Below are 26171 nucleotides of genomic sequence, written 5' to 3' on the forward strand. Positions count from 1 at the left end.
TTAAACATTCCATCGGGAATGTAGGAACCATTCCTCACGGAATGACACATCATTCCGTTTGTGAACACCGTATCATCGGACAGGTGACGAAGCCATCCACGCGTGCGCCCCGCCCAGCGGCCGGAAATGCGATCCAGCGACGCAAGGCCGAACTGCGGCAGGAAATCATCGACACCGCCTTCGTCTGCTTCGCCGAGAAGGGCTATCACGCCACCGGCATCGCCGATATCGCCAATGAGTTGGGCATCGGCCACGGCACCTTCTACCGGTACTTCAGCAATAAGCGCGAGATCATCGACGTGGTCATCGACGATCTGGCCGCCCGGATCATCGAGGCGCTCGGCACCGACAACGCGCCTGACGCCGCCACCTCCCTTGACGAATATCGCGCCCAGATCGACCGCATCGGCGCCGCGCTCACCCGGATCCTCGTGGACGACCGCCGGGTCGCCCAACTGCTGCTGTTCCATGCCACCGGCATCGACGACGAACTCACCGCCAGGCTCTACGGTCTGCTCGATATGGCCGACGCGCTCACCGCGGGCTATCTGTCGCACGGCGTCGAACTCGGTTATCTGCGTGCGGATCTCGACACCAAGTACACCGCCAAGGCGGTGACCGGCATGCTGCTCGCGGGCATCGTCCACGGGCTGCGCAATCCGGACGAGGCCGCGGTGCAGGAGTTGAACGAGGCGATCCGGCGGCTGCTGATCGACGGCGTGCGCAGGGACTGAAAACCGGCAAATCTCCAGCGGCTACCTGAGCAGATTCCCGCTAGGGTGGGACCCGGATCGACCGGCCAACAGGGGCACAACGTGTTCGGCAGAGACCGCCTAGTTCGAAAAAACCGCATTCGACGCGAGCAGGGCAGCGACCCTGGAACAATATCGCGGGTGACCCCCGACGACGTGAGCCGAATCCACTTCGCCATGCCACCTCTGGGGCACCGCGGCTACCATGCCGATGAGGTCGACGCGTTCCTGGAACTGGTCTCAGCGACGTTGGCCGGTCAAGGTGTGCTGACCTCCGACGATATCCGGCACGTCGCCTTCGACGCCCCCCGCTTCGGCGGCCGCGGCTATCAGGCCGATCAGGTCGATGAATTCCTGGACCGGGTCCGCGTGGAACTGGAATTCCGGCAGCGCGGCTCCCGCCCGGTCCCCGCTGGCGGCAATGGTTCCGGCCCCGCCACACTGCTCAGCCCCGACGATGTGCACCGCATGCAGTTCACCCAGGCCGCTGTCGGCCGCCGCGGCTACGACATCGAGGAAGTGGACGCCTTCCTCGACTTGGTCGCCGCCACCCTCGCCCACGGCGCCCCCGGCAGCTTGACCGTCACCGACGTCCGCGCCGTCCGCTTCACCGAGGCCCGCCTCGGCACACGCGGCTACACCCGCGACGAGGTAGACGCCTTCCTGGACCTCGTCGTCACCGCCCTCGAACACAATCACCGCTAGAAATCAAGATCAGGTGGAATCCATGGCGGCATCGCCGAGTAGCCACCGCAACCAGTTCCACCTGATCTTGATCCAGTGCCCGGTGCGGGGGTTAGTCGAAGAGGTCGAGGGTGGGGTGGGGTTCGCGGCCTCGGACTTGGATGGAGCCGAAGACTAGGTCGGGGGGTGGGATGAGGCCGAGGTGTTGCCAGGCGGTGGCGGTGGCGACGCGGCCGCGTGGGGTGCGGGCGACCATGCCTGCGCGGACGAGGAACGGCTCGCAGACTTCTTCGACGGTCGCGGCCTCCTCCCCGACGGCGACCGCGAGGGTCGAAACACCAACGGGCCCACCGCCGAAGCTTCGGACCAGCGCGCCGAGGACGGCGCGGTCGAGGCGGTCCAGGCCGAGGACATCCACGTCGTAGACCTCTAGTGCGGCCTGAGCGATGGGACGGGTGATCACGCCGTCGGCGCGGACCTCGGCGTAGTCGCGGACGCGGCGCAGCAGGCGATTTGCGATGCGGGGGGTGCCACGGGAGCGGCCCGCGATCTCGGCGGCGGCATCGCGGTCGATCGCGACACCGAGAATATGAGCCGAGCGCAGCAGAATGCGCAGGAGTTCTTCGGGATCGTAGAAATCCATATGGCCGGTGAAGCCGAAGCGGTCGCGCAGCGGACCGGTGAGCGCACCGGAGCGGGTGGTCGCGCCGACCAAGGTGAACGGTGCGATATCCAGCGGAATCGATGTTGCCCCCGGCCCTTTCCCGACGACCACGTCGACGCGGAAATCCTCCATGGCGAGGTAGAGCATCTCCTCGGCGGGCCGGGCGATCCGGTGGATCTCATCGATGAACAGCACATCGCCCTCGACCAGGTTGCTCAGCATCGCGGCGAGATCGCCCGCGCGTTCCAACGCCGGACCGGACGTAATTCGCAGTGCCGTACCGAGTTCGGCGGCGATGATCATCGCCATACTGGTCTTGCCGAGCCCGGGCGGACCGGACAGCAGCACATGGTCCGGGGTACCGCCGCGCTGTTTGGCGCCGCGCAGCACGAGCGCGAGCTGTTCACGGACGCGCGGCTGGCCGATGAAATCGTCCAGGGACTTCGGGCGCAGACTGGCCTCGATATCACCATCGGACTTGAGATAGCTTGCGCTGACCTGGGATTCGGCGTCCGGTTCGGGATCGTAATCCATGACGTCTTACCGATTCTTCCCCAGCGAGCCGAGCGCCGCCCGCAGCGCCTTCGACGTATCGGCGGCGGGATTTTCGGCGAGTACCGCGTCGACCGCGGGTTCGGCCTGTTTGACCGGGAATCCGAGTCCGACCAGTGCCTCGACAACCTGCTCGCGCACCGGTGTGAGCACCGGCGTCGGCGTACTGCCGGGCGGACCCGCCTGCACCGGAACAAGATTCACCTTGTCACGCAACTCGACAACCATGCGCTCGGCCCCGCGCTTGCCGATGCCGGGCACCCGGGTCAGCGCCGCGACATTGCTCTCCGCCAGCGCCTTGCGCAGCGCCTCGGGCTCGAGCACCGCCAACACCGCCATGGCCAGCCGGGGCCCGACTCCGGAGACGGTCTGCAAAAGGCCGAACAGGTCACGGGATTCGGTATCGGCGAATCCGAACAGCGTCATCGAATCCTCGCGCACGATCATCGCCGTGAACAGCCGGGATTCCTCGCCGCGGGTCAGGGTGGACAGCGTCGCGGGGGTGACATTGAGCCGATAGCCCACGCCCGCCGCCTCGATCACGACATGATCGAGCGCGATCTCGAGCACCTCACCGCGTACCGACGCGATCACCCGCGCACCACCTTCCGTTGTTCGGCAAGCCGCTGTGTATACCGCCGTTGTGCCTCGGCGGCGCGCGCCTCGGCCTCGGCCATCCGTGCCATCAGCGGCGCCCGCCAACAATGACAGATCGCCAGGGCCAGCGCATCGGCCGCATCCGCCGGTTTCGGCGCGACCTGGAGGCCGAGGATACGCGTCACCATTGCGGTCACCTGTGCCTTGTCCGCGGTGCCGTTGCCGGTGACGGCGGCCTTCACTTCACTCGGGGTATGGAAGGCCACGGGTATCCCTCGGCGCGCGGCGGCCAGGGCGATCACGCCGCCTGCCTGGGCGGTGCCCATCGCGGTGCGCACATTGTGTTGCGCGAACACCCGCTCGATCGCGACCGCGTCGGGTTTGTGCGTATCCATCCAGTGGTCGGCGACGTCGGCGACGCCCATCAGCCGGTGTGCCAGATCCATATCCGCGGGGGTGCGCACCACGTCGACGTCGAGCGCCGTCACCTTCCGCCCCAGCCCGCCCTCGACGATGCTGAGGCCGCACCGGGTGAGTCCCGGGTCGACGCCCATCACCCGCACACGATCCCCTCTCGAAGGCACGAACAACTGTTCGAGAGTCTAGTGGACGGGCACCTACCGTTCACCAACGACACGGTGCCCGCCCGGGATTCGGCTAGTCGAACGAGTGGTAGCAGCTCACATACGCGTAGGTGCCGGAGTCCGAATCCTCGACGACTACCTTGCCGTCCTGCAGGATGCGGCAGGTCACCGTGCCGCCGTTGGATCCGCTGACGGTCGCCGAAACCCGGCCCGTGCGGACGTATCCGGTCACGGTCACGGCCTTGGTCCACGGCAGCGGTGCATCGTTGGCATTGGCGGTATCGAAATCGCCACTGTTGTAGGAGATATCGGCGGTGCCGGAGCCCGAGACCTCGTAAGTGATCGAGGTTTCCTTCTTCGACTCCTTGTCGAGCCGGTAGGCGATGGATCCGAATACCGCCACGCAGCCGCCGACGGTGAGCACGATCGCGAGGAAGACGCCGCCGAGCACCCACGGCCACACCGGCTTGCCCTTCGGCGGCTGCGGCGGATATCCCGGGTAGCCCGGATACCCCTGCCCCGGATACTGCGGCGGTGGTTGATAAGTCATGTGCACCCCTCCTGAATCCTGCACGACCAGCTATTGGACCTTACCGGACAAGACTGTTCGGAGCCCGATTCACCTGTGCGGTTATCGACCCGCGATCGACCAGCGTTTCATGGGCGCCCAGGTTTACTGGAGCGAATTCACAGGCTTTCTCGAGGAACGGTCTCGACAATGCCGTAGGTGCCCGTAGTCCGTGCCCCGCTAGCCGCACCCGCGACCCCCGTGACACCGCCACCACCGCGGCTGCCTTCGGCGAATCTGAATCCGAACTATCAGAACGGCTTTCATCACGGCATATCGCTGCTGCACGGCTGGCTGCCGGTGACCGTCGAATTGGTCGCGGTGGCCGCGTTGGTCCTGGCGATCGGCTGGCGGACCCGGCGCTGGCGGTTGGTGCTGCTGCCGGTCTGCGTGGTGCTCGGTGCGGCGGGCGCGGTGGCCGCGTGGGCGTATGTGAACGACCAGGGGCTGGCCTCGGATCCGGCGCCGGTCGAGTTGTGGGCCTGTGTCGGCGTCGCGGTCGCGGCGATCGCGGTCGCCGGGCTCGGCTGGCGCGGTGCCAGGTGGTGGCGGCGTGGCGTCTCGGTGCTCGCCATACCGCTCGCCCTGTTGAGTACCGGCATCGTGCTCAATCAGTGGGTGGGCTACTACCCCACCGTGCAGTCCGCCTGGAGTGCGCTCACCGCGGGTCCGCTGCCGAATCAGACCGATATCGATGCGCTGCCCGGACTCCGCAATACCGATGTCAGCACCGGCAAGATCGTGCCGGTGCAGATTCCGGACGCGGGCAGCGGTTTTCCGCATCGAACCGAATATGTGTACTTGCCACCGGCCTGGTTCGCCGGTCCGACGCCGCCGGCACTGCCGGTCGTCATGATGATCGGCGGCGAATTCAATACGCCCGCCGACTGGATCCGCAGCGGTCAGATCATGCCCGAGGTGGACAAGTTCACCGCCGCCAACGGTGGCCGCGCCCCGATCCTCGTCTTCGTCGATTCCAGCGGCAGTTTCAACAATGACACCGAATGCGTGAACGGTCCGCGCGGCGATGCCGCCGACCATCTGACCCGAGATGTGCCCAGCTATCTGGAATCTCGCTTCGGCGCCTCGGCGGATCCGGCGAACTGGGCGGTGGTCGGCTGGTCCATGGGCGGCACCTGTGCGGTCGATCTGGCGGTCATGCACCCCGAATTGGTGCGCACCTTCGTCGATATCGCGGGCGATCTCGGCCCGGCCTCGGGCAATAAGGAACAAACGATCCGAAGGCTTTTCGGCGGCGACGCCGATCGCTGGGCCGCCTTCGATCCGCTCACCGTTATGGCCGAACACGGTCCCTACACCGGTATGGCGGGTCTGTTCGACGATCTCGCCCCACCCAAATCCGGTCCGGGATCCCATGGTGCACGCCAACAATCCGCGGCCGCCGACGACGACAACGTAGGCATGGGCGGTCATGACGGAGTCTTCGACACCGGTGAGGTCGGCGCCGCCGAAAAGCTGTGCGACGCAGGCCACGAAGTCGGCATCGATTGCACCATTCACACCACCCAGGGTGGCCACACATGGCAATTCGCCTCGGCCGCGTTCACCTCGTCGTTCCCCTGGATCGTCGCCCGTGTCGGTCTCCCGGTGCCCGACGCGACCTGAAACCGATTGCGCGGTCGATGAATTGAGCCGCGCTCAGCCCAGGACCTCGGCCGGGACGACCGACTCGGCGCGGAAGGTTCGGCGATAGGCCAGCGGTGATACGCCGATGGAATCGTGCAGGTGTTGGCGTAGTGAGCTCCCGGTGGCGAAGCCGACCTCGCCCGCGATGCGGTCCACGGTCATATCGGTCGATTCGAGTAGCTGGCGGGCGCGGAAGACGCGCTGTTGGATGAGCCAGCGGCCCGGGCTCATGCCGACTTCGTCGCGGAAGCGACGGGCGAAGGTGCGCTTGCTCATTCGGGCCTGGACGGCGAGATCGTCCATGGTCAAAGGCAATCGGAGATTCTCGAGGGCCCAGTGTCTGGCGGCGGCGGTACCCGCCGAGGTCGACGGCGGCACCGGCTGTTCGATGTATTGGGCCTGGCCGCCATCACGCCACGGCGGCACGACGCAGCGGCGCGCCACCGTATTCGCGACGGCACTGCCGTGATCGCGGCGCACCAGGTGCAGACAGAGATCTATGCCTGCCGCCGCGCCCGCCGACGTGAGCACGTCATCGTCGTCGACGTAGAGGACATCGGTATTCAGTAGCACCCGCGGAAAGGTGCGCCGGAACAGTTCGGCCACATTCCAGTGCGTCGTCGCCGGACGACCGTCGAGCAATCCGGCGGCTGCGGTCACGAATGCGCCGGTACAGATCGACACGATGCGGGTGCCCGGTCGGATGCGTGCGAATGCCGCGGCCACCGGGGGCGGCAGCGCGCCATCGAGCGTCATATCGATATCGCAGGCCGGTATGACCACGGTGTCGGCGGTCGCCAGCGCCCGGCTGTCGTGTTGGACAGCAATGGCGAAATCGGCTCGGCTCGGTACCGGTGCGCCATCGATCGAGCAAGTGCTCACCTCGTACAGATCCGCGACGGTGCCGAAGACGCGGTTCGGAATGCCGAGTTCGAACGGATACACCCCGTCCAATGCGAGCACGACCACCCGATGTCGCGCCGAGTGCCCATCCGAGGTACCGACCATGGCACGATCATATCGAATATTGGCAATCGTGCCATTTCCTTGTGACGCCGCCGACGGCAGGCTGAACGACATGAACGACACCACCATGCGCGCGATCAGCCAAGATCTAATCGGCGGCCCTGAGGTCCTGACCGAAGTCGAACTGCCCATCCCGACGCCCGGACCCGGCGAAATCCTGGTCCGGGCGCAGGCAGCCGGTCTCAACCCGACCGATTGGCGGCATCGCGGCGCCTCCGGACTCTTCCTCGGCGAACCGCCGTTCGTGCTGGGATGGGATGTATCGGGCGACGTGGTGGCCACGGGTATCGGGGTCACTCTGTTCGAGCCGGGCGACGCGGTCTTCGGCATGCTCCCCTACCCCTACGGACACGGCGCATTCGCCGAATACGTCGTGGGCCCTGCCCGCGCCTTCGCCCCGAAACCGGTGAACCTGGACCATATTCAGGCCGCGGCCATCCCCCTGGCCGCCCTCACCGCCTGGCAGGCCCTCGTCGACACCGCGAAACTGCAAGCTGGACAACGCATCCTGATCCATGCGGCAGCGGGTGGCGTCGGACACTTCGCCGTTCAGATCGCCAAGACGCGCGGCGCGTACGTCATCGGCACCGCGAGCGCGGCCAACCACGAATTCCTGCGCGAAATCGGTGCGGACGAGACGATCGATTACCGCACAACCGATTTCACCGAGGCGGTACACGGTGTCGATGTCGTGCTGGATTCGATAGATGACGAGAACAGCCTGCGCTCCCTGCGGACGCTCCGCCCCGGCGGCCTACTGGTCTCGCTGCGCGCCTTCGGCGCGATCGAATTGGCCACCGAGGCAAAGCGATTGGGAGTCCGGGCCGTGCGCATGCTGGTGGAGGACGATCACGCCGGAATGATCGCGCTCGCGGAACTCGCCGAATCCGGGGCGCTGCGCCCGACCGTCGCCGGGGTCTTCCCGTTCGAAGAGGCGGCGAAGGCGCACGCACTCGGCGAAACCGGCCGCACTGTAGGCAAATTGGTGCTCACGGTGCCGTGAACGACAGTCAGCGTTTCTTGCCGTGACTGATCAGTAGGTCGGCGCCCCACCAGGTCATGCGTCCGGCGATCGCCACGTATAGGAAGATCGCGAAGTACACCAGGCTCGCGCCGTAGTCGGCAGCCCAGCCGGGCATCCGGTTCACCGTCGCGAATGCGGCGATGAGCAGGATCAGTCCGGTCGCGACCGCGAGCGGGGCGAGGGTGATGTTCAGGTCGGTTGAATCGCCGGGATGCTCGTCGGCAAGGGATCGACGCATGATGGCTGGTCTCTTTCCGGGGCGGGACAAGTTCTCGGTGCGCAGGAGCCTGATCGGGCGGCCGCAGCGGTCTGTCGCGGCCCTCGATTCGTAAATCAGCAATCGAACCGCAATCGTTACACCGCAGGCAATCGACAGCTGCGACCAGTTGCTCCGAATCCAGGAAATACGGTTAGCTAACTTGCGGCAACCATTAATCGGTCGTATCGGACTCCGTCGGGCGCGGCATTGGAATTCCCTCCAGGACCACGCGGCCGTTCGGCCGCGTTTGTGGCGTGCATCACATCCGAGACCTACCATCCGAAGGATGAGCAATGTTGTGAAGGCTGTCCTAGAAGGTGGGCCGAGAGACTTGCCCGCTCGCATCGTTCCGATCACGCCGCCCGGCGTCGAGCTCAAAGTCGAATACCGCGGCGGATACGAGCACTTCAAGGTCACCAATCGGGAGGCCGATACGCCCGAGGGGCGGCTGCGGGTCTACGAATGGTCCGATCGGACACGAATCGCGGAATAACCAGTTCACGCCGGGTGCGAAACGCACTCGGGGCGGTCCGCATCGCTGCGAACCGCCCCGAGGCACTGGTCGATGATGGTGCGTCAGTCCTGTTCCAACTGGGAGCCGACCTCGTCGGAGATGTCCACGTTGGTGTACACGTTCTGTACATCGTCGCTGTCTTCGAGCGCGTCGACCAACTTGAATACCTTGCGCGCGCCGTCGATGTCGACGGCGACCGATACCGACGGCTGGAAGCCGGATTCGGCGGAGTCGTAATCGATTCCGGCGTCCTGCAGCGCCTTGCGCACCGGGATCAGATCCGACGGTTCGCTGACGACTTCGAAGGAATCACCGAGGTCGTTGACCTCCTCGGCGCCCGCGTCGAGCACGGCGAGCAGCACATCGTCCTCGGACAGCCCGTTCTTCTCCAGGGTCACGATGCCCTTGCGGTGGAACAGGTAGGAAACCGAACCCGGATCAGCCATATTGCCGCCATTGCGGGTCATCGCCACACGCACCTCGCCGGCGGCGCGGTTGCGGTTGTCGGTAAGGCATTCGATCAGCACCGCGACACCATTGGGGCCGTAGCCCTCGTACATGATGGTCTGCCAGTCGGCGCCGCCGGCCTCTTCACCGCCGCCGCGCTTGCGGGCACGCTCGATGTTGTCGTTCGGAACCGACGACTTCTTCGCCTTCTGGATGGCGTCGTACAGCGTCGGATTGCCCGCCGGGTCACTGCCACCCGTGCGGGCCGCCACCTCGATGTTCTTGATCAACTTGGCGAAGAGCTTGCCGCGCTTCGCGTCGATCCCCGCCTTCTTGTGCTTGGTGGTGGCCCATTTGGAGTGGCCGCTCATTCCCTACTTCCTCCAGTCGACAGCACGTCTGATCGTGCGCACGGTACCCGCACCGGCCGGGTAGACAACTCTCTCAGCCTACTCGTCCGGTTACGGCCAGTTCCTGTGGGCGACTACTCGGCGGCGCGAACCAGATCGACGAACATCCGATGCACCCGCAAATCGCCGGTGACCTCGGGATGGAACGACGTCGCGACCACCTTGCCCTGCCGCACCGCGACAATGCGCCCGGCGGCGGGGCCACTGGGAACCGTGGCCAGCACCTCGACGCCCGCGCCGACCCGCTCCACCCACGGCGCCCGGATGAATACCGCGCGCACCGGACCGTCGGTCAGGCCCGCGAAGTCCAGATCGGTCTCGAACGAGTCGACCTGACGGCCGAAAGCATTGCGCCGCACCGTCATATCGATACCGGACAGATGCTTCGCGTCAGGGCGAGTGTCGAGCACTTCGGATGCGAGCAGGATCATCCCGGCGCAGGATCCGAAGGCGGGCATACCTTCCCGCAGCCGCGCGCGCACCGGTTCGAGGAGTTCGAAGACCTCCAGCAGCTTGCTGATGGCGGTCGACTCGCCGCCGGGCAGCACCAGCGCATCCACCGCGGCGAGCTCGGACGCGCGGCGTACCAGCACCGGTTGCGCGCCGCATTCCGCGAGTGCCGCGACATGTTCGCGCACGTCACCCTGCAGGGCCAGCACACCGATGATGGGCCGGTCGGGACTGTGCTGCGCGCCCGTTGCGGGCGAGGCGACCGATGCGTTCACGCCATGAGCTTACGAGGCGCGGCGCTGTGGCCCTGCTCACGGTGGCTGTCAACGTTGCGTCAAGACCGGGTTCATTCGCCCGAAAGCGGTCGACACTCACAGATGTGATTACCGTACTGATGGCCTCCTACCGGCAGGTGATCGCGGCCTTCCCCGACGGCGCGTGGCTCATCGTGCTGGTGCTGCCCGCGCTCGGTATGGAGCGAATCCGCGGCGCCTACACCAGAATCGGCGGCTGCCGCGGCAATGGCGCGATCCCGGACCAGCCCCAGGCCACGGGCATCGCGATCGTGGTGCCGATCTCCGAGGTCTCCGAACTCAGCCGCGAGGCGCTCTCGGCCGCCATGTCCATCGGCAAAGACATTGTCGCCGTGCATGTTTGCCTGCCCGGGGAATCGGTCAAGGTGTTCACCAAGGCCTGGGAGGCGTGGCATCCCGAGGTCCGGTTGGTCCTGCTCGAGGACAGCGATGCCACCGTCGGCGGACCCGTCGCCCGCTATGTCCGTGCGAATTTCGCCGGACGACGCAAGGTCGTCGTCATCGCAGAGATCGATCCGCCGGGCGGCTGGGACCGGGTGCTGCCCAGCCACCGCAGCGACGAACTCGAGCGCGAACTCCGTCGGATGACCGACACGGTGGTCTGCCACCTGCGCGTGCAGATGGTCTGAGCCCGACGCGGCTCATCCAGCCGCGGTGGTGTGGGTCGGCCACGCCAACGCCACCGGGTCGATCCGGGTCAGCTGGTGAATTTGCAGCTCTGGTAACCGGAGCTCACATAGGTGCTGGTGCCCGGGTCGAGGTAGATCGAATCCCCTTGGCCGTCCGTCCGGGCATACAGCCAGACCGTTGCATTCGTCTGGTTGTCCGCCGCTCCCCGGCCGATAGCTATGTTGTAGGTCCGGTACTCGTCCGGATTATCGATCCGATCCGAATAGCCCGATCCGTTCTGGTAGGAAAAGCTCCCGACAGCCACATTCCTGCCTCCATTCTTGACGCATTGAAACCGTCGTTCCTGGTCGGCGACTTCTTTGCGCGGCAGTCTACGAGCCGCCCGAACAAATACAGACCGTTCGGCATTTCCCAATACTGGGAAAAGCGTGCGATTTGGACGCTCACTCCCCGCGTAGTGTGCGAATCAAGCCCTCTTGCACAACCGCCGCCACCAACTCGCCCTCGCGGTTGAAAATCTTGCCGCCGGTCAGTGCCCGGCCGAAACCCGCAGACGGGGACGACTGGTCGTAGAGCAGCCACTCGTCGGCACGGAACGGACGCAGGAACCACATGGCGTGATCGAGCGAGGCGTTCTGCGTCGGCTCATCGGGGTGGGTGACCTTCGAGGAACCGAGCAGGGTCATATCGCTCATGTAGGCGAGGGTGCAGACGTGCACGACCGGGTCGTCGGGCAGCGGATGCCGGTAGCGGAACCACACCTGCTGCGGGGAGACGACGCCGTCGCGGCGGGTCACCACATCCTGCGGCACGGTGCGGATATCCCAATGCTCCCATTCGCGCATGGCCCACAGCCGCTCGGGGCTCATCGTCGTGCTCGCGTCGGGCAGCTCATCCGGCCCCTGCACCGACGGCATCTCGTCCTGATGTTCCGGACCCGCGTCACCGACGTGGAACGACGCCGACATGGTGAAGATCGCGGCGCCGTCCTGTACGCCGGTGACCCGGCGGGTACAGAAGGACCGGCCGTCACGGATCCGCTCGACGAGGTACACGGTCCGCTCTTCCGGATTTCCGGGCCGCAGGAAGTACCCGTGCAGCGAATGCACCTGGAACCGAGGTTCCACCGTCCGTACCGCCGCCACCAGCGCCTGGCCGGCAACCTGGCCGCCGAACGTGCGTACGAGCTGGGTCTTGGTGGACGCGCCACGGAAGATGTCCCGCTCGAGCCGCTCGATCTCCAGCGCCTCTTCGATTGTCGCCATGGGGCCGAGATTATCCCGAGCACCGATGCGACCTGTCGGTGACCTCTTGGCTATGGCCGCGTCCGCCGCCCAGAACGGCGTTCGACAGCGCGGTTTGATGGAATGGATCGGTGCCGTATTTCGATCCGATCACCCGGGACGGACTCGTCGAACTCATCACCAACCGCATCCGCGAGCTCGACGGGCGGACGCTGGTCGCCATCGACGGAGCCGACGCGGCCGAACCCGTGGCGATCGCGGACCGCATCGCCATAGCACTACGCGACATCGGCCGCGCCGCCGAGGTCGTCTCGCTGCACGGCTACATCCGCCCAGCCTCGCTCCGCATGGAATTCGGCCGCACCGACGAATTGTCTTACCGCACTGCCTGGTTCGACTACGCCGCACTCGACCGCGAAGTCATCCGGGCGCTGCGCCACGACGGAAGCTGGCTCTCCGCGCTCTGGGACGAGGACCGCGACCGCTCGGCCCGCTCCCCCATCCGCACCGCCGCCGCGGGCACAGTCTTGCTCGTCGCTGGTCCCATGCTTTCGGGCCGCGGCCTCGACTTCGATCTGATCGCCCACCTCGACATGTCCGAACCCGCACTCCACCGCCGCACCCCACCCGACGACCGGTGGACCATCCCCGCCCTCCTCCGCCACAACCGCGACAACCCCAGCACCCCAACCTTTTTCATTCGCTGGGACCACCCCGATCGTCCGGCGCTCCGAATAGACGACACCGAATAGACGACACCGCCCGCCGGTAGTCGTACCCCCGAGAACACTGGCCGCCCCTCCCCTCCTTTGCAATTTTGTTGGGAAACAGACATTTCCGTGTTTCGAGGCTAAATTACATAGTTAAATGCGCATATCTTCGTATCAGCATGAATTTTGCTGGAGCACAAGCCACCTTTTCGCGATCCGCTACGGGAGCCAGCAGGCGGATGCGAATCCCTGGAAAGAGCACGGCTCTTCGCGATGAGAGACGCTGCGAGGTGGCGAGCAAGATGCTCGCCACCTCGAATCACCCACTCCCCCGGCCGAACCCGCTGCGGCCGGGAACCGGGACTAGCCGCAGGCCGTCGACTGCTGACCGAGGTTACTCAACATGGTGCAGGACCAGCTCTTTTCGACCTTCCACTTGCCGTCCTCGGCAACGAAGGGCACGTCGACGATGTTCTCCTGGCCGTTGACGGTGAACTTCGCCTTGGCATTGAGTGCGTCGCCGAAGGCATTCACCTCGGTGACCTCGGCCTTGGCGCCCGCCTGCTGGAAGGCCTGCGCCAGGCGGTTGGGCAGTTCCGGATCGGCCTGCGCACCCTGCACCAGATCCAACTTCTCCGAACTCGGCACCGACGGGTCCAGCGCGCGGAGCAATTGGGCGTTGAGGTCGGCGACGCTCGGGGTCGGCGGGAGGTTCGCATTCGACTTCGTGACGCTGGTCGAGGTCTTGGTCGGTGTGGTCGCGGTCTTCGAGTCGTCGCTGCCACATGCCGACAGGCTGAGGGCGGCCACGGCGGCCAGTCCCGCGATCGCGACACGTCCGGTCTTACGAAGCTTCAACTGATCATCCTTTGCCATTCGGACAGGTCCGTGACCCCGACGGTGCCGCGCCAATTGCCCGCGCGGCCGCCGACGTGCACCGAATTCCGAAGCTAGCCACCAACTCTGTGGCGGGCATAAGACAACTGTGAGGGCCGCGACAGCTTCTCCCTCATCGCGCAGAACGAGCAACGCCCGCGGCAGTGGATCAAGCAATCCCGGTGCCGCGGGCGTCGATTCGATTCAGCGGTAGATCACCAACCGCGCTCGGCCAGCCGGTGATCGACCGGCAGCTCCTCGACATTGATGCCGACCATGGCCTCGCCCAGACCGCGCGAAACCTTGGCGAGCACATCCGGGTCGTCGTAGAACGTAGTCGCCTTGACGATGGCGGCAGCGCGTTCGGCCGGATTGCCGGACTTGAAGATGCCAGAACCGACGAAGACACCCTCGGCGCCGAGCTGCATCATCATCGCGGCGTCGGCGGGGGTGGCGATACCGCCCGCGGTGAACAGCACGACCGGCAGCTTGCCGGTCTGCGCGACCTCGCGCACCAGCTCGTACGGCGCCTGCAGCTCCTTGGCGGCGACGAACAGCTCGTCCTCGGGCAGCGACGACAGCTTGCGGATCTCGGCACGAATCTTGCGCATGTGGGTAGTGGCATTGGAGACGTCGCCGGTGCCCGCCTCACCCTTCGAGCGAATCATGGCCGCGCCCTCGGTGATCCGGCGCAGCGCCTCGCCCAGGTTGGTGGCACCGCACACGAACGGCACGGTGAAGTTCCACTTGTCGATGTGGTTGGCGTAGTCGGCGGGGGTCAGCACCTCGGATTCGTCGATGTAGTCGACGCCGAGGCTCTGCAGGATCTGCGCCTCTACGAAGTGGCCGATACGCGCCTTGGCCATGACCGGAATCGAGACGGCGGAGATGATGCCGTCGATCATGTCCGGATCGCTCATCCGGGAGACGCCGCCCTGTGCGCGGATATCGGCCGGAACACGCTCCAGGGCCATCACCGCAACCGCGCCGGCGTCCTCGGCGATCTTGGCCTGCTCTGGGGTGACGACATCCATGATCACCCCGCCCTTGAGCATCTCGGCCATCCCGCGCTTCACGCGGGCGGTGCCGATGGTGTTGGTGGTCTCGGGCGTGGTCACGGCAAACTCCTGAGTCATGTGCGCCAATCGGGTCGCTTGGAACTAACGCCACCGATTCTAGGCGGGCCGATCAGGCCACTTGATAGCCAGTTGGACACCACTGGCCTTGCCGCGACCAGCGGGTCCGCGTCCGGTCGGCAACCACTGGACCGGTCGCGAGACGGTTCCGTCGGGCCGACGCAAGTCTTGCGCCGCCCCGACGAACACCCGACAGGAACTACAGCGGGCCGACTACCAGCAACTGGGCCCAATACCCCGCGGCATCGGAACCCAACAACGGCAATAGGAAATCGAACAACAGGTAGGACATGTACTGCTTACCTTCCACACGCCAACGGACCATCTCACTGCAGTGGAAGTACCACCAGAACTCCCCGGTAGCGCTCCCCCACCAGCACTACCCAGGCGGCAGCAATCCAGTCGCGACGCTATCACGATCGTGAAACACATCACAGCCGAAAGATCCACGCGCGCACCCTGATCGCAGGCGTGGGAGGTTGATCGGCCCGAGCACCCATTCTCGCGCCGATGCTGTGGGAAGCCGCGCAATCGAGGCAGGAATGGGCGCTCAGGCAGCCCCCCGATCACCGAATAGACCGCACCTCGGGATGGGAGTCACCCGACGCGGCTTTGGCAGCTTCGGGAAGCAATTGGTCCAGGTGGTAGGGGTAAACGGTCTCGCCGGTGTGGTCCAGGGTGACGATGTCCGACCCGGTGCACCACTTGTGGTCGGTGATGCTGCGTCGCTCGACCGCCGTGAGATTGCCCGGCTTCGGGTCGAAGGCCGGGACACGCAGGGCGAAGAACAACTCCTCGGCCCGGATGAGTTCGCCATCGAACGGGAATACCGCGACCCGCCGCCAGATGGGACCGCGCAGGGCGGTCGGATCCGCGGTGTGCCCCGTCTCCTCCCAGAGCTCTCGCACCGCCGCACTGCGCAGGGTCTCCCCCGGTTCCACGCCGCCGCCGATGGTGAACCAGAAGGAGACGTCGGGTGTTTTGGGGTCGTTGCCGCGCATGAGCAGCACGCGGTCCTGTTCGTCGAGCAACACCACGCGCGCCGAGGTGCGGACCGTATCGACGACCAGGCCGGTCGATGCGGCCGGGGTGGCGCGTTCGCTGATCTCGAAATATGTCGGCAGCGGCGCGGTACCGCCCAGGTGCAGGATGCGGACCGGGCGGCGGGTGCGCAGGGCGAGGGTGTCGCGCACCGCGTCGTTGTGGAAGCGACGCGCGATCAGCACTCGAGCCTCGGCATCGGCGAGTTCGGCGACCTGCTGTGGGCGCAACTGGGCGATGTCGATCGCGGAAAGCGCTGCCGAGAGCTGATTTTCGATGGTTTCACGGTCGGCACGGCCCGCCCGCTCGGCCCGATCGGCGAGTGTGCTGAGCCGTTTGGCCTGCTCGACCAGCGCGGAATCGGCAGTCGGGCCCGCGATGGCCACGGCGACCGACCTGGCCACCACCGCCCGTCGCGCCAACGCACCGTCGAGGGCCTGCCAGGACTGATCCGACCGCACGTGCAACCGGTCGAGCCGGTTCGCCGTCGAAGCCGCCCAAAGACCGATCGCGACGACGACCGCGACGATGAGCGCGAGTACGAGAACCGTTGTGGCGGAGAACGTAATCATCCAGCAGCCCTCACCGTGCTATTGATCATCCGGCGGCCCGCACGCGCGTATCCCCCACCGTGACGGTTTCGTAGACCCGCAGGATCTGTTCGGCGACCACCGGCCAGTCGTATTCGCTGACCACCTGATTGGCGGTGTGGATCAGGGCTTCGCGGCGCACATCGTCGGTGAGCAGGGTGTCCAGCGCGGCGGCAAGTCGAACCGAATCCCCTACCGGGACGAGCATTCCCGCCGTGCCATCGCGCAAGACCCGGCGGAAGGCGTCCAATTCGCTTGCCACCACGGCGGTTCCGGCCGCCATTGCCTCGATCAGGATGATGCCGAAGCTCTCCCCACCGAGATTCGGCGCGACGTACACATCCGCGCTGCGCATCGCCGAAGCCTTCTCCTCGTCCGACACCTGACCGAGGAAACGCAGATGCCGGGCGAGCGGCCCGGCTTCGCGGCGCAGCCGCTCCTCGTCACCGCGCCCGACGATGAGGATCTCGACATCAGGATGTCTGCGCACCAATTCAGGCAGCGCACCGAGCAGGACTTCCATCCCCTTGCGCGGTTCGTCGTAGCGACCGAGGAACAGCACTGTTCCGCCCGCGCGCGGATATCCGGGCAGCATCGGAGCCCGCGCGAAGGCGGGCACGGCGACGCCGTTGGGGATTTCGACCGCATCCGAACCGAGCGCCTCCACCTGCCAGCGCCGCGCCAGCTCGGAGACCGCGATCCGGCCGCTGATCTTCTCGTGATAGGGCCGCAGCACACCCTGAAAGGTGCTCAGCACCAATGATTTCGTGGTCGAGGTGTGGAAGGTGGCCACGATCGGCCCCTCGGCGATCTTCAGCGCGAGCATGGACAGGCTCGGCGCGTTCGGTTCGTGGATGTGCAGCACATCGAAGTCGTTGCCATCGATCCAGCGCCGAATCCTGGTGTAGGCCATGGGACCGAAGGACAACCGGGCGACCGAACCGTTGTACGGAATCGCCACCGCGCGACCGGCCGACACCACGAAATCCGGCAGCGGCGTGTCCTCCGATGCGGGGGCGAGCACGCTCACCTTGTGGCCGCGTTCGATGAATACCCGCGCCAATTCTACGACATGGGCCTGCACACCACCGGGGACATCGAACGAATAGGGGCAGACCATGCCGATTTTCATGGTGTCTTCTCCCCTTTGGCGCTGTCCAACCCGGCCTGCGCCGCGGCGATCCTGGCCTGCCGCTCCGCCGAAAGGTCCTGCTCCCATTGTGGCTGCAACATATGCCAATCGGCGGGATGCTCGGCGATATTGGCCGCGAACCGGTCGGCCAGCGCCTGGGTGACCGACGCGACACCGTCCGAAACATCCAGCGGTGCTTCGGTCTTCATCCCCCAACCCTCGCGACCATCGGCATCGACGGTGAACCACAAGTGCACCGGAATCAGCGCCGCACCTGTCTCGATGGCCAGCTTCGCCGCGCCCGCGGGCAACCAAGTGCGCTCGCCGTACATGGTCACCGGGACACCTTTACCTGTCAGATCCCGCTCGCCCATCAGGCATACGACATTGTTCGCGCGCAGGCGGGCGGCCAGCGCGGTGAACGGCGGCTGCTCACCACCGGTCAGCGGGAATACCTCGAAACCCAAGCTCTCCCGGTAGGCGACGAACCGCTCGAACAGCGATTCCGGCTTCAACCGTTCCGCGACGGTCGCGAGGGTGCCGCTGTGGCTGACCAACCAGACCCCGGCCGCATCCCAGTTTCCGGAGTGCGGCAGCGCAAGCACCACACCGCGTCCCCGCGCCAGGGCGGCGTCCAGATTCTCCACGCCCTCCACGAGCGAACCGGTCAGTGCCGAGTGATCCATCGTCGGCAGTCGGAAGGCTTCGCGCCAGTAGCGGGCGTAGGAACGCATGCTCGCGCGGATCAGTTCGTCGGGCACCTCGGCCGGAGTCACACCGAGCACGCGAGCGAGATTGCGCCGCAACTGATTCGACTCACCACCGGCACGGAAGGCGCGATTCGCCTTGTCCGCGACCCGATTACCGCCCCAATCGAAGGCCCGCCGCGCCGTCGATTCGGGCAGCGCCCGCACAACCCGCCAACCCGCGGCATAGGCCCAATCCGTCAGTCCGGACTTGATCCGCGAGCCGACGCCTTCGGACTGGGAACTCACGACTGCGCCTCGCTGGCGCTCGGCTCCGTCGTATGCACTGCACGCTGGCACATGTTTCCCTCGCTTCGCTCGGTCACGAGGGCAACTCCGTCGCGTCCGCCGGATTCTGCGGCGCGGGCGGAATCACGTCCCGCGCGCCCGGCGATTTCCGGACCGCCAGCACCCGCTGGAACACCGTGATAATGCTCAACACCGCCAGAATCCACATCGCCACGTGCACGGCCCAGGTCAGCCATTCGATCCCCCAATACCCGCCGATTCCGGTGAATCCGGCACCGACCAACACAATGATCAGCCGATCCGGCCGCTCGATGAGTCCACCGTCCGCGGATAGGCCACTGGCCTCGGCGCGCGCCTTCGCGTACGAAATCACCTGGGAGGTAACCAGAACCACCAGGGTTGCGAAGAACAGCGGCCTACTGTTCTCGTGATACACCGCCCACCAGGCCAACCCGGCGAAAATGGCGCCGTCGGCGACACGGTCGCACGTGGCATCGAGCACCGCACCGTATTTCGTGCCGCCGCCGCGCGCTCTCGCCATGGCGCCGTCGAGCATGTCGAACATGACGAACAGCCAGATCACTATGGTTCCCCAGAACAGATGTCCGGTGGGGAACAAGGTGACCGCGGCCGTGATCGACGCGACGGTGCCGATCACCGTCACCGCATCGGGGGTGAGTCCGGTACTGACAAGCGCTCTGCCCAGCGGCGCAGTCGCTTTGGAGAACGTCTCGCGGCCGAAGAAGCTGAGCACCCTACTCGACTTCCTTCCACGCCGCCGAGAGCAGCGCCCGAGTTTCCCGCAGCAACTGCGGCATGACCTTCACACCACCGACGACGGTGATGAAGTTGGCGTCCCCGCCCCAGCGCGGCACGATGTGCTGATGCAGATGGTCGGCAAGTGAACCACCTGCCACCCCACCGAGATTCAGGCCGACATTGAAACCGTGCGGCCGCGAGACCCGCTTCATCACCCGAATCGCCTGCTGGGTGAACAACATCAGTTCGGCGCTCTCCTCGAGCGTCAGATCCTCGAGGTTGGCCACCTTGCGGTAGGGCACCACCATCATGTGCCCCGGGTTGTACGGATACAGATTCAGTACCGCATAGACGTGCTCGCCACGGGCGATGACGAGACCGTCCTCATCCGACATCTTCGGAATATCCGTAAACGGATGGCCCGTGGTGTCTTTGGGATTGGCGGTGGCGGCCTCGGCGATATAGGACATCCGGTACGGCGTCCACAGCCGCTGCAACCGATCCGGCTCACCGGCACCGGAATCCACGATGCTCCCCTGTTCGTCCGAGTCCGCGTTCAAATCCACGAGCCCGTCCGGCACCGTGCGCTCAGTCATGCTCTGTCCGATCTGGTATGTGCGGGGGCCCTCCGTGGTTACACCCGCTGCCTCCTCCGGGCCCTGACTGCTCATACCGGGCCCTTCACCACAAAACCCTCGGCGGTCGGCGAGGCGTTCTCCCGGTTCGCGATCCATTCCACGATCGTGGCCACCGCGGCGGCGACCGGCACGCCGTTGACCTGGGTGCCGTCGCGGAAGCGGAAGCTGACCGCGCCCGCGTTCACATCGCGCTCACCGGCGAGCAGCATGAACGGGATCTTCTGCGCGGTGTTGTTGAAGATCTTCTTCTGCATCCGGTCGTCGCTGCGATCGACCTGCGCGCGGATACCCGCGTCCTGCAGCTGCTCGATGACCGAATCCAGATGCGGCGCAAAGGTTTCCGCGACCGGGATGCCGACGACCTGGACCGGCGAGAGCCAGGCCGGGAAGGCGCCGGCGTAATGCTCGGTGAGCACGCCGAAGAAGCGTTCGATGGAACCGAACAGTGCGCGGTGGATCATTACCGGCCGCTGCTTGGTGCCGTCGGAAGCGGTGTATTCCAGGTTGAAGCGCTCGGGCAGGTTGAAGTCGAGCTGGATGGTCGACATCTGCCAGGTGCGACCGAGCGCATCCTTGGCCTGTACGGAGATCTTCGGGCCGTAGAAGGCCGCGCCGCCCGGATCCGGGACCAGCTCCAGTCCGGAGTCGGTGGCCACCTTACGCAGGGTCTCGGTGGCCTCCTCCCACATCTCCTCGGAGCCGACGAACTTCTTCGGATCCTTGGTGGACAGCTCGAGGTAGAAGTCGTCGAGGCCGTAGTCGGCGAGCAGGCCGAGCACGAATTGCAGCGTGCTGGTCAGCTCGGCGTGCATCTGCTCCTTGGTGCAGTAGATGTGCGCATCGTCCTGCGTCATGCCGCGCACCCGGGTCAGGCCGTGCACGACACCGGACTTCTCGTAGCGGTAAACCGAGCCGAATTCGAACATCCGCAGCGGCAGCTCCCGATAGGACCGGCCGCGCGAGCGGAAGATCAGGTTGTGCATCGGGCAGTTCATCGGCTTGACGTAGTAGTCCTGGCCGGGCTTGCGGACGGTGCCGTCCTCGTTGAGTTCGGCGTCCAGATGCATGGCCGGGAACATGCCGTCCTTGTACCAGTCCAGGTGACCGGAGACCTCGAACAGATGTCCCTTGGTGATGTGCGGTGTATTGACGAACTCATAGCCCGCGGCGACGTGGCGGCGGCGTGAGTACTCCTCGAGTTCCTTGCGGATGATGCCGCCCTTGGGGTGGAACACCGGCAGACCGGAGCCGAGTTCGTCCGGGAAGCTGAACAGATCCAGCTCCAGACCGAGTTTGCGGTGGTCACGGCGCTCGGCCTCTTCGAGCAGGTGCAGATGCTCGTCGAGGGCCTCCTGCGATTCCCAGGCGGTGCCGTAGATGCGCTGCAGATCCTCGCGGTTCTGGTCGCCGCGCCAGTAGGCGGCGGAGCTGCGGGTCAGCTTGAAGGCGGGGATGAATTTGGTGGTCGGGATGTGCGGACCGCGGCACAGATCGCCCCAGACCTTTTCGCCGGTGCGCGGGTCCAGGTTGTCGTAGATAGTCAGCTCTTTACCGCCGACCTCCATGACCTCCGGATCGTCGATACCGGACTTATCGCTGATCAGCTCGAGCTTGAACGGCTCCTTGGCCAGTTCGACGCGCGCGTCATCGACCTCGACCACCCGTCGCGAAAACCGCTGCGCGCCTTTGACGATCTTCTTCATCCGGGATTCCAGCTTGGCCAGATCCTCCGGGGTGAACGGCCGGTCGACCTGGAAGTCGTAGTAGAAGCCGTCCTTGATGGGCGGGCCGATGCCGAGCTTGGCCTCCGGGAACTCCTGCTGCACGGCCTGGGCCAGCACATGCGCGGCCGAATGCCGGACTACGCTGCGGCCGTCCTCGGTATTGGCGGCGACCGGCTCGACCTCGACATCGGTGTCCGGGGTCCAGGACAGATCCTTGAGCCCCTCCGCATCGCGCACCACGACGATGGTGTCGGGCCCCTTCGTCGGCAGCCCCGCCTCGCGCACCGCGGCACCCGCCGTCGTCCCGGCCGGCACCCGAACGAGGGCGACAGGGCTGATAGGTGCTGAGGTGGTCACGGCGAGAGACTCCTTGGCGTTCGCTGGCGGGCGTGTTCCCGCGCTGGTGCGGGCGGTTGCCCACGGGTCATCGTCGGAGGCGAATTGCTCCGGCGCGACCATGCTATCGGCACCCTGGCGGCCCCGCGTCGATGGACTCGGATCGCCGCGTCGCGGGTCGACCGGTGCCGTTGCGCGAGACCAGAACGTGACATCCGGCATTCGTGCCCTATTCACTCGAAAAATGCGCGCACAGCCCATCGCGGATGGTCAGGTACGCCGCGTGGGACGCCGAATACCTTGCGGGCGATCAGCTTTCGGCGGCGAGCCGAGCCAGGAGCGCCTTGCGTTCGGCGGCGGGCCGCTTCGGGCAGCTGGTGCACATTTCGCAGCCGGGCACCTCGAAGACCAGGCAGCACGAGATCCGGCGGACAAAGGTCCGCCCGTCGACATCCACGAACCGCGGAACCGGCAGCTTTCCACCGACCTCGCCCGCGAGCCGCGCCCCGGCCTCGGAATTCCCCGCGTCGAGGGCCCGGTTCCCGATGGCATCGGCGGCAATCGCCCAGAGTGACGGCACTCCCGCACCGGAGACCGTCGCCACTGGGCCGATCACGGCCGCCAAGGTCTCCCGCAACGCCTTCGCGCAGGCATGGCCGAGCGCGGGGTCGGACTCGTGCGCTGCACCGCTGTCACCGTCGAGACCATGCCCTACGCCCGCACCTGCGACGGGGTGGATGAGGACTCGTTCTATGCCGCCGTCCGGGCGGACCTCGCAGTCGAGGCGGTCCAGGAACGGCTCCGGCGCGGGTTCCTCGTTCGCGTAGGCGCGTGCGAGCTGTTCGACCAGTGCCGATGCGACCATGCACCACCAGAGCGTGCCGGAGACGCGCGGTTCGGTGGCACCCCAGGAGCGTCCCATTTCCGCGATGCGTGCCGACAGCCAGTCCGGTTCGGTCAGGGTGCGGCCGGGGACCGTGTTCACCATTTCAGGGGACTGCGCAACCACTGCCATTCGACTCCGATCCAGCCGCCGACCAACCCGAATGTTCCCAATACCCACAGTGTTGCGAGAACCAGCGCAAAGGTCACCACTGCCGCGAACACCCGCATGGCCGGGCCCCGTGCGGAGTACCACGCCATACCCTGCCGGTACTTGTCACGCAGCCAACCGAGCGCCCGGCGCGCCCAGGCGAATTCGGTGGCGAGAATGCCAAGTCCGGCGAATACGATCGCCCAGCCGGGGCCGGGATAGGGAATCGCCAGGATTCCGACGACCAGCACCGCGATGCCGACCACCGCGACCCCGATCCGGTAGGCGAGGTTCAGCGTAGGCCGCGCGGCCAGCCGGGTACGGAAGGCGCGCCATCCGGTGCGCGTGGGTTCGGATTCCAACTCGACACTCATCTCCATCAGCCTACGAGCGACATGCGTGGACCCGCCCGAGCGAGGTCGGACGGGTCCAGCTGTCATCGGCTCAGACGAGTTCCGGCGTGACCCGCGCGCCGTTGTCGTCGATATGAGCGAGGCCGTTCACGGTCACCTCGATGACGCGCGCGCTGGCGATATCGAAGAACAATCCCGATACCGTCACGTCACGCTCGGTCATCGCCGCACGCACCGCGGGATGCCGGTGCAGAGTTTCCAACTGCACGGCCACATTGACCATGCTCAGCTGGTCGACCTCGCCGAATCCAGCGGCCGCGGCCGCCTGTGCCACCGGGTGCCCGAGCTGGAACTGCTCCAGGCTCGGATGGGCATGGGCGAGCCAGGGTTCGATACCCGGTCCAGTGTCGGCCCCGGAATGCAGCGCCTTCATCGCTCCGCACGACGAATGCCCGCACACCACGATGGACCGCACATTCAATTCGTTGAGCGCGAAGACGAGTGCGGCCTCCACCGACGCGTCTCCGCTGTCCGGCACCAGATTGCCCACATTGCGCACCGTGAACATGTCACCGGGTCCGCTGTTGGTGATGACGTTCGGAACCACTCGGGAGTCCGCGCAGGTCAGGAAGAAGGTATCGGGATCCTGACGGTCACGCAGTTCGTCCAGATGCGGCCGCACCACATGGGCGTGGCTGCGATGGTAGGCGGCCACACCCGAGGTCACCCGGTCGGCATTCGCGTCGTCACCGCGCCACGGGCCGAGGATCTCGTCGAGCACCGCACGCCCGAATCCGCGGGCCGGCGGACCCGCGGTCGCGTGCGCCATCCGCGCACTGCCGATTTCCACGAAATCGACTGCGCCGCCGGCGCTTTCCTGCTGCCGCACCCAGTCTTCGATGGCTTCGAAGGCGGCATGGTCGAGGAAGTCGACCGTCATCTCGACGGTGACGTCCACGCCTGCGGGCACTTTCGCGAATTCCGCGGACAGCTTCGGCAGCGCGAGGAAGGTGCAGGAGCCGTCGATGGTCAGCAGCCAGCGCTGCGAACCGGGAATCTGCGTGGCCGCCACGGCAACTCGCACGACGCGCCACAGCAGCAGACCGAAAGCCAGTGCCAGACCGATGATTACGCCTTCCAGCAGATTAAGGAAGACCACGCTGACGATGGTGACGGCATAGATGAGCAGATCGCCGGTGCGCCTGGCCATCTTGATGTGGGCCAGCTTCACCAGCTGAATACCGATGACGATCAGCAGACCAGCGAGCGCGGACTTCGGAATCTGCTGCACCACCCCGGCCAGGACGACCGAGAACAGCAGAATCCAGCAGCCGTGCAGTATCGCCGAAGCGCGGCTGCGGGCACCCGCCTGCACATTGGTGGCACTGCGCACGATCACGCCGGTGACCGGCAGACCGCCTAGTAGACCCGAGAGCACATTGGCCGAGCCCTGACCGATCAGCTCACGGTCGAAATTGGTGCGCTTACCGGTATGCATCTTGTCCACGGCCACCGCCGATAGCAGACTCTCGACGCTGGCGATGAGCGCGACGGTCAGAATCATCAGCGCCACCGCGGACCAGTTGCCGCTGGGGATCTGCGGCAGTCCGATGGCGTCGAACAGCGAGCCGTTCAACACGATTCGCTCGGCCTCGAAGGGCAGCACCAGCGACAACACCGTACCGACCAAGACCGCTACCAGCGGTCCCGGCACCACCCGCACCTTGGCGGGCACCCGGCGCCAGCCGAGCATGATCGCGATGACCACCGCGCCGATGATTGCGTCATCGCCGTGCAGCGACAACAGTTGCGACGGCAACTGGGTGATGTTGTTCCAGGCGGAACTATGCGAGGACCCACCGAGCAGCACGTGAACCTGTTGCAGCGCAATGGTTATGCCGATGCCCGCGAGCATCGCGTGCACCACCACCGGCGCGACGGCCAACGCGGCCCGCGCAATCCGGCTGAGCCCGAATAGGATTTGCAGCACACCGGCCGCGACGACAATGAACGTGGTTGTCCGCCAGCCGAATTGGTTGATGGATTCGGCGACGACCACGGTCAGACCCGCGGCGGGTCCGCTGACCTGCAGGATCGAACCGCCGAGCGTGCCCGCGACGATGCCACCGATGACGGCGGCGATGAGTCCGGCGGCGACGGGCGCGCCGGAGGCGACAGCGATGCCGAGGGACAGCGGCAACGCGACCAGGAAGACCACGATAGAGGACGGCAGATCGTGGCGCAGGATCGATGTCAATCGATCGGACAGAGGTTCGGAACTGCGATGGCCCTTGCCCTGTTCAGTGGGCGGTAACGGTGGTGCGGCTACAGCGCTATCAATAGCCATTGACTTCTCCTTCGCCGACTCGGCGCGAACGCCGAGGTCGGTTGACGATCAACATGTCCAACAGGGCACAGACCGCGAACCGGCATCTCGCGGTGAAGCAGTTCCCGACACGACAGCGGGTCGAGAGGTAAATCG

The 26171-nt window shown here is 66.0% G+C and carries 29 protein-coding genes; 7 read left to right on the forward strand and 22 right to left on the reverse strand.

Annotation, left to right across the window (positions count from 1 at the left end):
* Positions 1-83: 83 nt before the first annotated feature.
* Positions 84-734 (forward strand): TetR/AcrR family transcriptional regulator, encoded by a 651-nt coding sequence (locus OIE68_RS15210; protein ID WP_245567247.1) that lies wholly within the window; start codon positions 84-86, stop codon positions 732-734.
* A gap of 159 nt (positions 735-893) precedes the next feature.
* Positions 894-1457 (forward strand): DivIVA domain-containing protein, encoded by a 564-nt coding sequence (locus OIE68_RS15215; RefSeq protein WP_327100014.1) that lies wholly within the window; start codon positions 894-896, stop codon positions 1455-1457.
* A 91-nt stretch (positions 1458-1548) separates the two neighbouring features.
* On the opposite strand, the gene ruvB is transcribed toward OIE68_RS15215, so the two are convergent.
* From ruvB to OIE68_RS15235, 4 genes are all read right to left on the reverse strand, one after another.
* A complete protein-coding gene (gene ruvB, locus OIE68_RS15220; protein WP_327100015.1) occupies positions 1549-2634 on the reverse strand; it encodes a Holliday junction branch migration DNA helicase RuvB in 1086 nt (361 codons plus the stop codon).
* Positions 2635-2640: 6 nt separating this feature from the next.
* On the reverse strand, positions 2641-3246 hold the full coding sequence (gene ruvA / locus OIE68_RS15225; protein WP_040692392.1) for a Holliday junction branch migration protein RuvA: 606 nt from the start codon (positions 3244-3246) through the stop codon (positions 2641-2643).
* The gene (ruvC, locus tag OIE68_RS15230; RefSeq protein WP_327100016.1) at positions 3243-3812 is read right to left on the reverse strand and encodes a crossover junction endodeoxyribonuclease RuvC; all 570 of its coding nucleotides are present in this window, start codon (positions 3810-3812) and stop codon (positions 3243-3245) included. Before ruvC ends, ruvA begins: the two co-directional genes overlap by 4 nt.
* A 94-nt stretch (positions 3813-3906) precedes the next feature.
* Positions 3907-4383: an MmpS family transport accessory protein gene (locus tag OIE68_RS15235; protein WP_327100017.1), complete on the reverse strand. Its 477-nt coding sequence runs from the start codon at positions 4381-4383 to the stop codon at positions 3907-3909.
* A gap of 177 nt (positions 4384-4560) precedes the next feature.
* On the opposite strand from OIE68_RS15235, the gene OIE68_RS15240 reads away from it, so the two are divergent.
* The gene (locus OIE68_RS15240) at positions 4561-6027 is read left to right on the forward strand and encodes an alpha/beta hydrolase (protein ID WP_419150709.1); all 1467 of its coding nucleotides are present in this window, start codon (positions 4561-4563) and stop codon (positions 6025-6027) included.
* A 33-nt stretch (positions 6028-6060) separates the two neighbouring features.
* Here the strand turns inward: OIE68_RS15240 and OIE68_RS15245 are convergent, their stop codons facing one another.
* Positions 6061-7056 carry a GlxA family transcriptional regulator gene (locus OIE68_RS15245; protein ID WP_327100018.1) on the reverse strand — a complete coding sequence of 332 codons (996 nt, stop codon included), beginning with the start codon at positions 7054-7056 and terminating at the stop codon, positions 6061-6063.
* 70 nt (positions 7057-7126) lie between these two features.
* On the opposite strand from OIE68_RS15245, the gene OIE68_RS15250 reads away from it, so the two are divergent.
* On the forward strand, positions 7127-8077 hold the full coding sequence (locus OIE68_RS15250; RefSeq protein ID WP_327100019.1) for an NADP-dependent oxidoreductase: 951 nt from the start codon (positions 7127-7129) through the stop codon (positions 8075-8077).
* Positions 8078-8084: 7 nt separating this feature from the next.
* On the opposite strand, the gene OIE68_RS15255 is transcribed toward OIE68_RS15250, so the two are convergent.
* Positions 8085-8336, reverse strand: coding sequence for a hypothetical protein (locus OIE68_RS15255; protein ID WP_327100020.1), 252 nt, complete (start codon positions 8334-8336; stop codon positions 8085-8087).
* Positions 8337-8643: 307 nt separating this feature from the next.
* On the opposite strand from OIE68_RS15255, the gene OIE68_RS15260 reads away from it, so the two are divergent.
* On the forward strand, positions 8644-8850 hold the full coding sequence (locus OIE68_RS15260; protein ID WP_327100021.1) for a DUF5988 family protein: 207 nt from the start codon (positions 8644-8646) through the stop codon (positions 8848-8850).
* A gap of 83 nt (positions 8851-8933) precedes the next feature.
* Here the strand turns inward: OIE68_RS15260 and OIE68_RS15265 are convergent, their stop codons facing one another.
* A complete protein-coding gene (locus tag OIE68_RS15265; protein WP_327100022.1) occupies positions 8934-9689 on the reverse strand; it encodes a YebC/PmpR family DNA-binding transcriptional regulator in 756 nt (251 codons plus the stop codon).
* A gap of 113 nt (positions 9690-9802) precedes the next feature.
* Positions 9803-10453: a pyridoxal 5'-phosphate synthase glutaminase subunit PdxT gene (gene pdxT, locus OIE68_RS15270; RefSeq protein WP_327100023.1), complete on the reverse strand. Its 651-nt coding sequence runs from the start codon at positions 10451-10453 to the stop codon at positions 9803-9805.
* Positions 10454-10557: 104 nt separating this feature from the next.
* Here pdxT and OIE68_RS15275 point away from each other — a divergent pair, with 104 nt between their 5' ends.
* Complete coding sequence (locus OIE68_RS15275; protein ID WP_327100024.1) at positions 10558-11121, forward strand: hypothetical protein; 564 nt, start codon at positions 10558-10560, stop codon at positions 11119-11121.
* Between the two features lie 68 nt (positions 11122-11189).
* On the opposite strand, the gene OIE68_RS15280 is transcribed toward OIE68_RS15275, so the two are convergent.
* Positions 11190-11426 carry a hypothetical protein gene (locus tag OIE68_RS15280; RefSeq protein WP_040692402.1) on the reverse strand — a complete coding sequence of 79 codons (237 nt, stop codon included), beginning with the start codon at positions 11424-11426 and terminating at the stop codon, positions 11190-11192.
* 139 nt (positions 11427-11565) lie between these two features.
* Positions 11566-12387, reverse strand: a complete 822-nt coding sequence (locus tag OIE68_RS15285; protein ID WP_327100025.1) for an acyl-CoA thioesterase II — start codon at positions 12385-12387, stop codon at positions 11566-11568.
* Positions 12388-12497: 110 nt separating this feature from the next.
* Between OIE68_RS15285 and OIE68_RS15290 the strand changes: the two genes are divergently transcribed.
* Positions 12498-13118: a hypothetical protein gene (locus tag OIE68_RS15290; RefSeq protein ID WP_327100026.1), complete on the forward strand. Its 621-nt coding sequence runs from the start codon at positions 12498-12500 to the stop codon at positions 13116-13118.
* A 321-nt stretch (positions 13119-13439) separates the two neighbouring features.
* On the opposite strand, the gene OIE68_RS15295 is transcribed toward OIE68_RS15290, so the two are convergent.
* The 12 genes from OIE68_RS15295 to OIE68_RS15350 all read right to left on the reverse strand — a co-directional run bounded on the left by OIE68_RS15295 (position 13440) and on the right by OIE68_RS15350 (position 26036).
* Positions 13440-13934 carry a hypothetical protein gene (locus OIE68_RS15295; protein ID WP_327100027.1) on the reverse strand — a complete coding sequence of 165 codons (495 nt, stop codon included), beginning with the start codon at positions 13932-13934 and terminating at the stop codon, positions 13440-13442.
* 233 nt (positions 13935-14167) lie between these two features.
* Positions 14168-15070, reverse strand: coding sequence for a pyridoxal 5'-phosphate synthase lyase subunit PdxS (pdxS, locus tag OIE68_RS15300; protein ID WP_040692437.1), 903 nt, complete (start codon positions 15068-15070; stop codon positions 14168-14170).
* Between the two features lie 217 nt (positions 15071-15287).
* Entirely contained in the window at positions 15288-15413 is a 126-nt protein-coding gene (locus OIE68_RS15305; RefSeq protein ID WP_281005263.1) for a hypothetical protein, read from the reverse strand.
* A 241-nt stretch (positions 15414-15654) separates the two neighbouring features.
* Complete coding sequence (locus tag OIE68_RS15310) at positions 15655-16698, reverse strand: NUDIX hydrolase (RefSeq protein ID WP_327101681.1); 1044 nt, start codon at positions 16696-16698, stop codon at positions 15655-15657.
* 28 nt (positions 16699-16726) lie between these two features.
* Positions 16727-17851: a glycosyltransferase family 4 protein gene (locus OIE68_RS15315; RefSeq protein ID WP_327100028.1), complete on the reverse strand. Its 1125-nt coding sequence runs from the start codon at positions 17849-17851 to the stop codon at positions 16727-16729.
* Positions 17848-18846: a phosphatidylinositol mannoside acyltransferase gene (locus OIE68_RS15320; protein ID WP_327100029.1), complete on the reverse strand. Its 999-nt coding sequence runs from the start codon at positions 18844-18846 to the stop codon at positions 17848-17850. Before OIE68_RS15320 ends, OIE68_RS15315 begins: the two co-directional genes overlap by 4 nt.
* A gap of 73 nt (positions 18847-18919) precedes the next feature.
* The gene (gene pgsA / locus OIE68_RS15325; protein ID WP_327100030.1) at positions 18920-19600 is read right to left on the reverse strand and encodes a phosphatidylinositol phosphate synthase; all 681 of its coding nucleotides are present in this window, start codon (positions 19598-19600) and stop codon (positions 18920-18922) included.
* Position 19601: 1 nt separating this feature from the next.
* Positions 19602-20201 (reverse strand): HIT domain-containing protein, encoded by a 600-nt coding sequence (locus tag OIE68_RS15330; RefSeq protein WP_327100031.1) that lies wholly within the window; start codon positions 20199-20201, stop codon positions 19602-19604.
* A 71-nt stretch (positions 20202-20272) separates the two neighbouring features.
* Complete coding sequence (gene thrS / locus OIE68_RS15335) at positions 20273-22324, reverse strand: threonine--tRNA ligase (RefSeq protein ID WP_327100032.1); 2052 nt, start codon at positions 22322-22324, stop codon at positions 20273-20275.
* Positions 22325-22613: 289 nt separating this feature from the next.
* Entirely contained in the window at positions 22614-23318 is a 705-nt protein-coding gene (locus OIE68_RS15340; RefSeq protein ID WP_327100033.1) for a (2Fe-2S)-binding protein, read from the reverse strand.
* The gene (locus tag OIE68_RS15345; protein ID WP_327100034.1) at positions 23285-23710 is read right to left on the reverse strand and encodes a TIGR02611 family protein; all 426 of its coding nucleotides are present in this window, start codon (positions 23708-23710) and stop codon (positions 23285-23287) included. Before OIE68_RS15345 ends, OIE68_RS15340 begins: the two co-directional genes overlap by 34 nt.
* Positions 23711-23780: 70 nt before the next feature.
* A complete protein-coding gene (locus tag OIE68_RS15350) occupies positions 23781-26036 on the reverse strand; it encodes a bifunctional SulP family inorganic anion transporter/carbonic anhydrase (protein WP_327100035.1) in 2256 nt (751 codons plus the stop codon).
* Positions 26037-26171 lie beyond the last annotated feature (135 nt).

This window comes from Nocardia vinacea (genome assembly GCF_035920345.1).
GTDB lineage: Bacteria > Actinomycetota > Actinomycetes > Mycobacteriales > Mycobacteriaceae > Nocardia > Nocardia vinacea_A.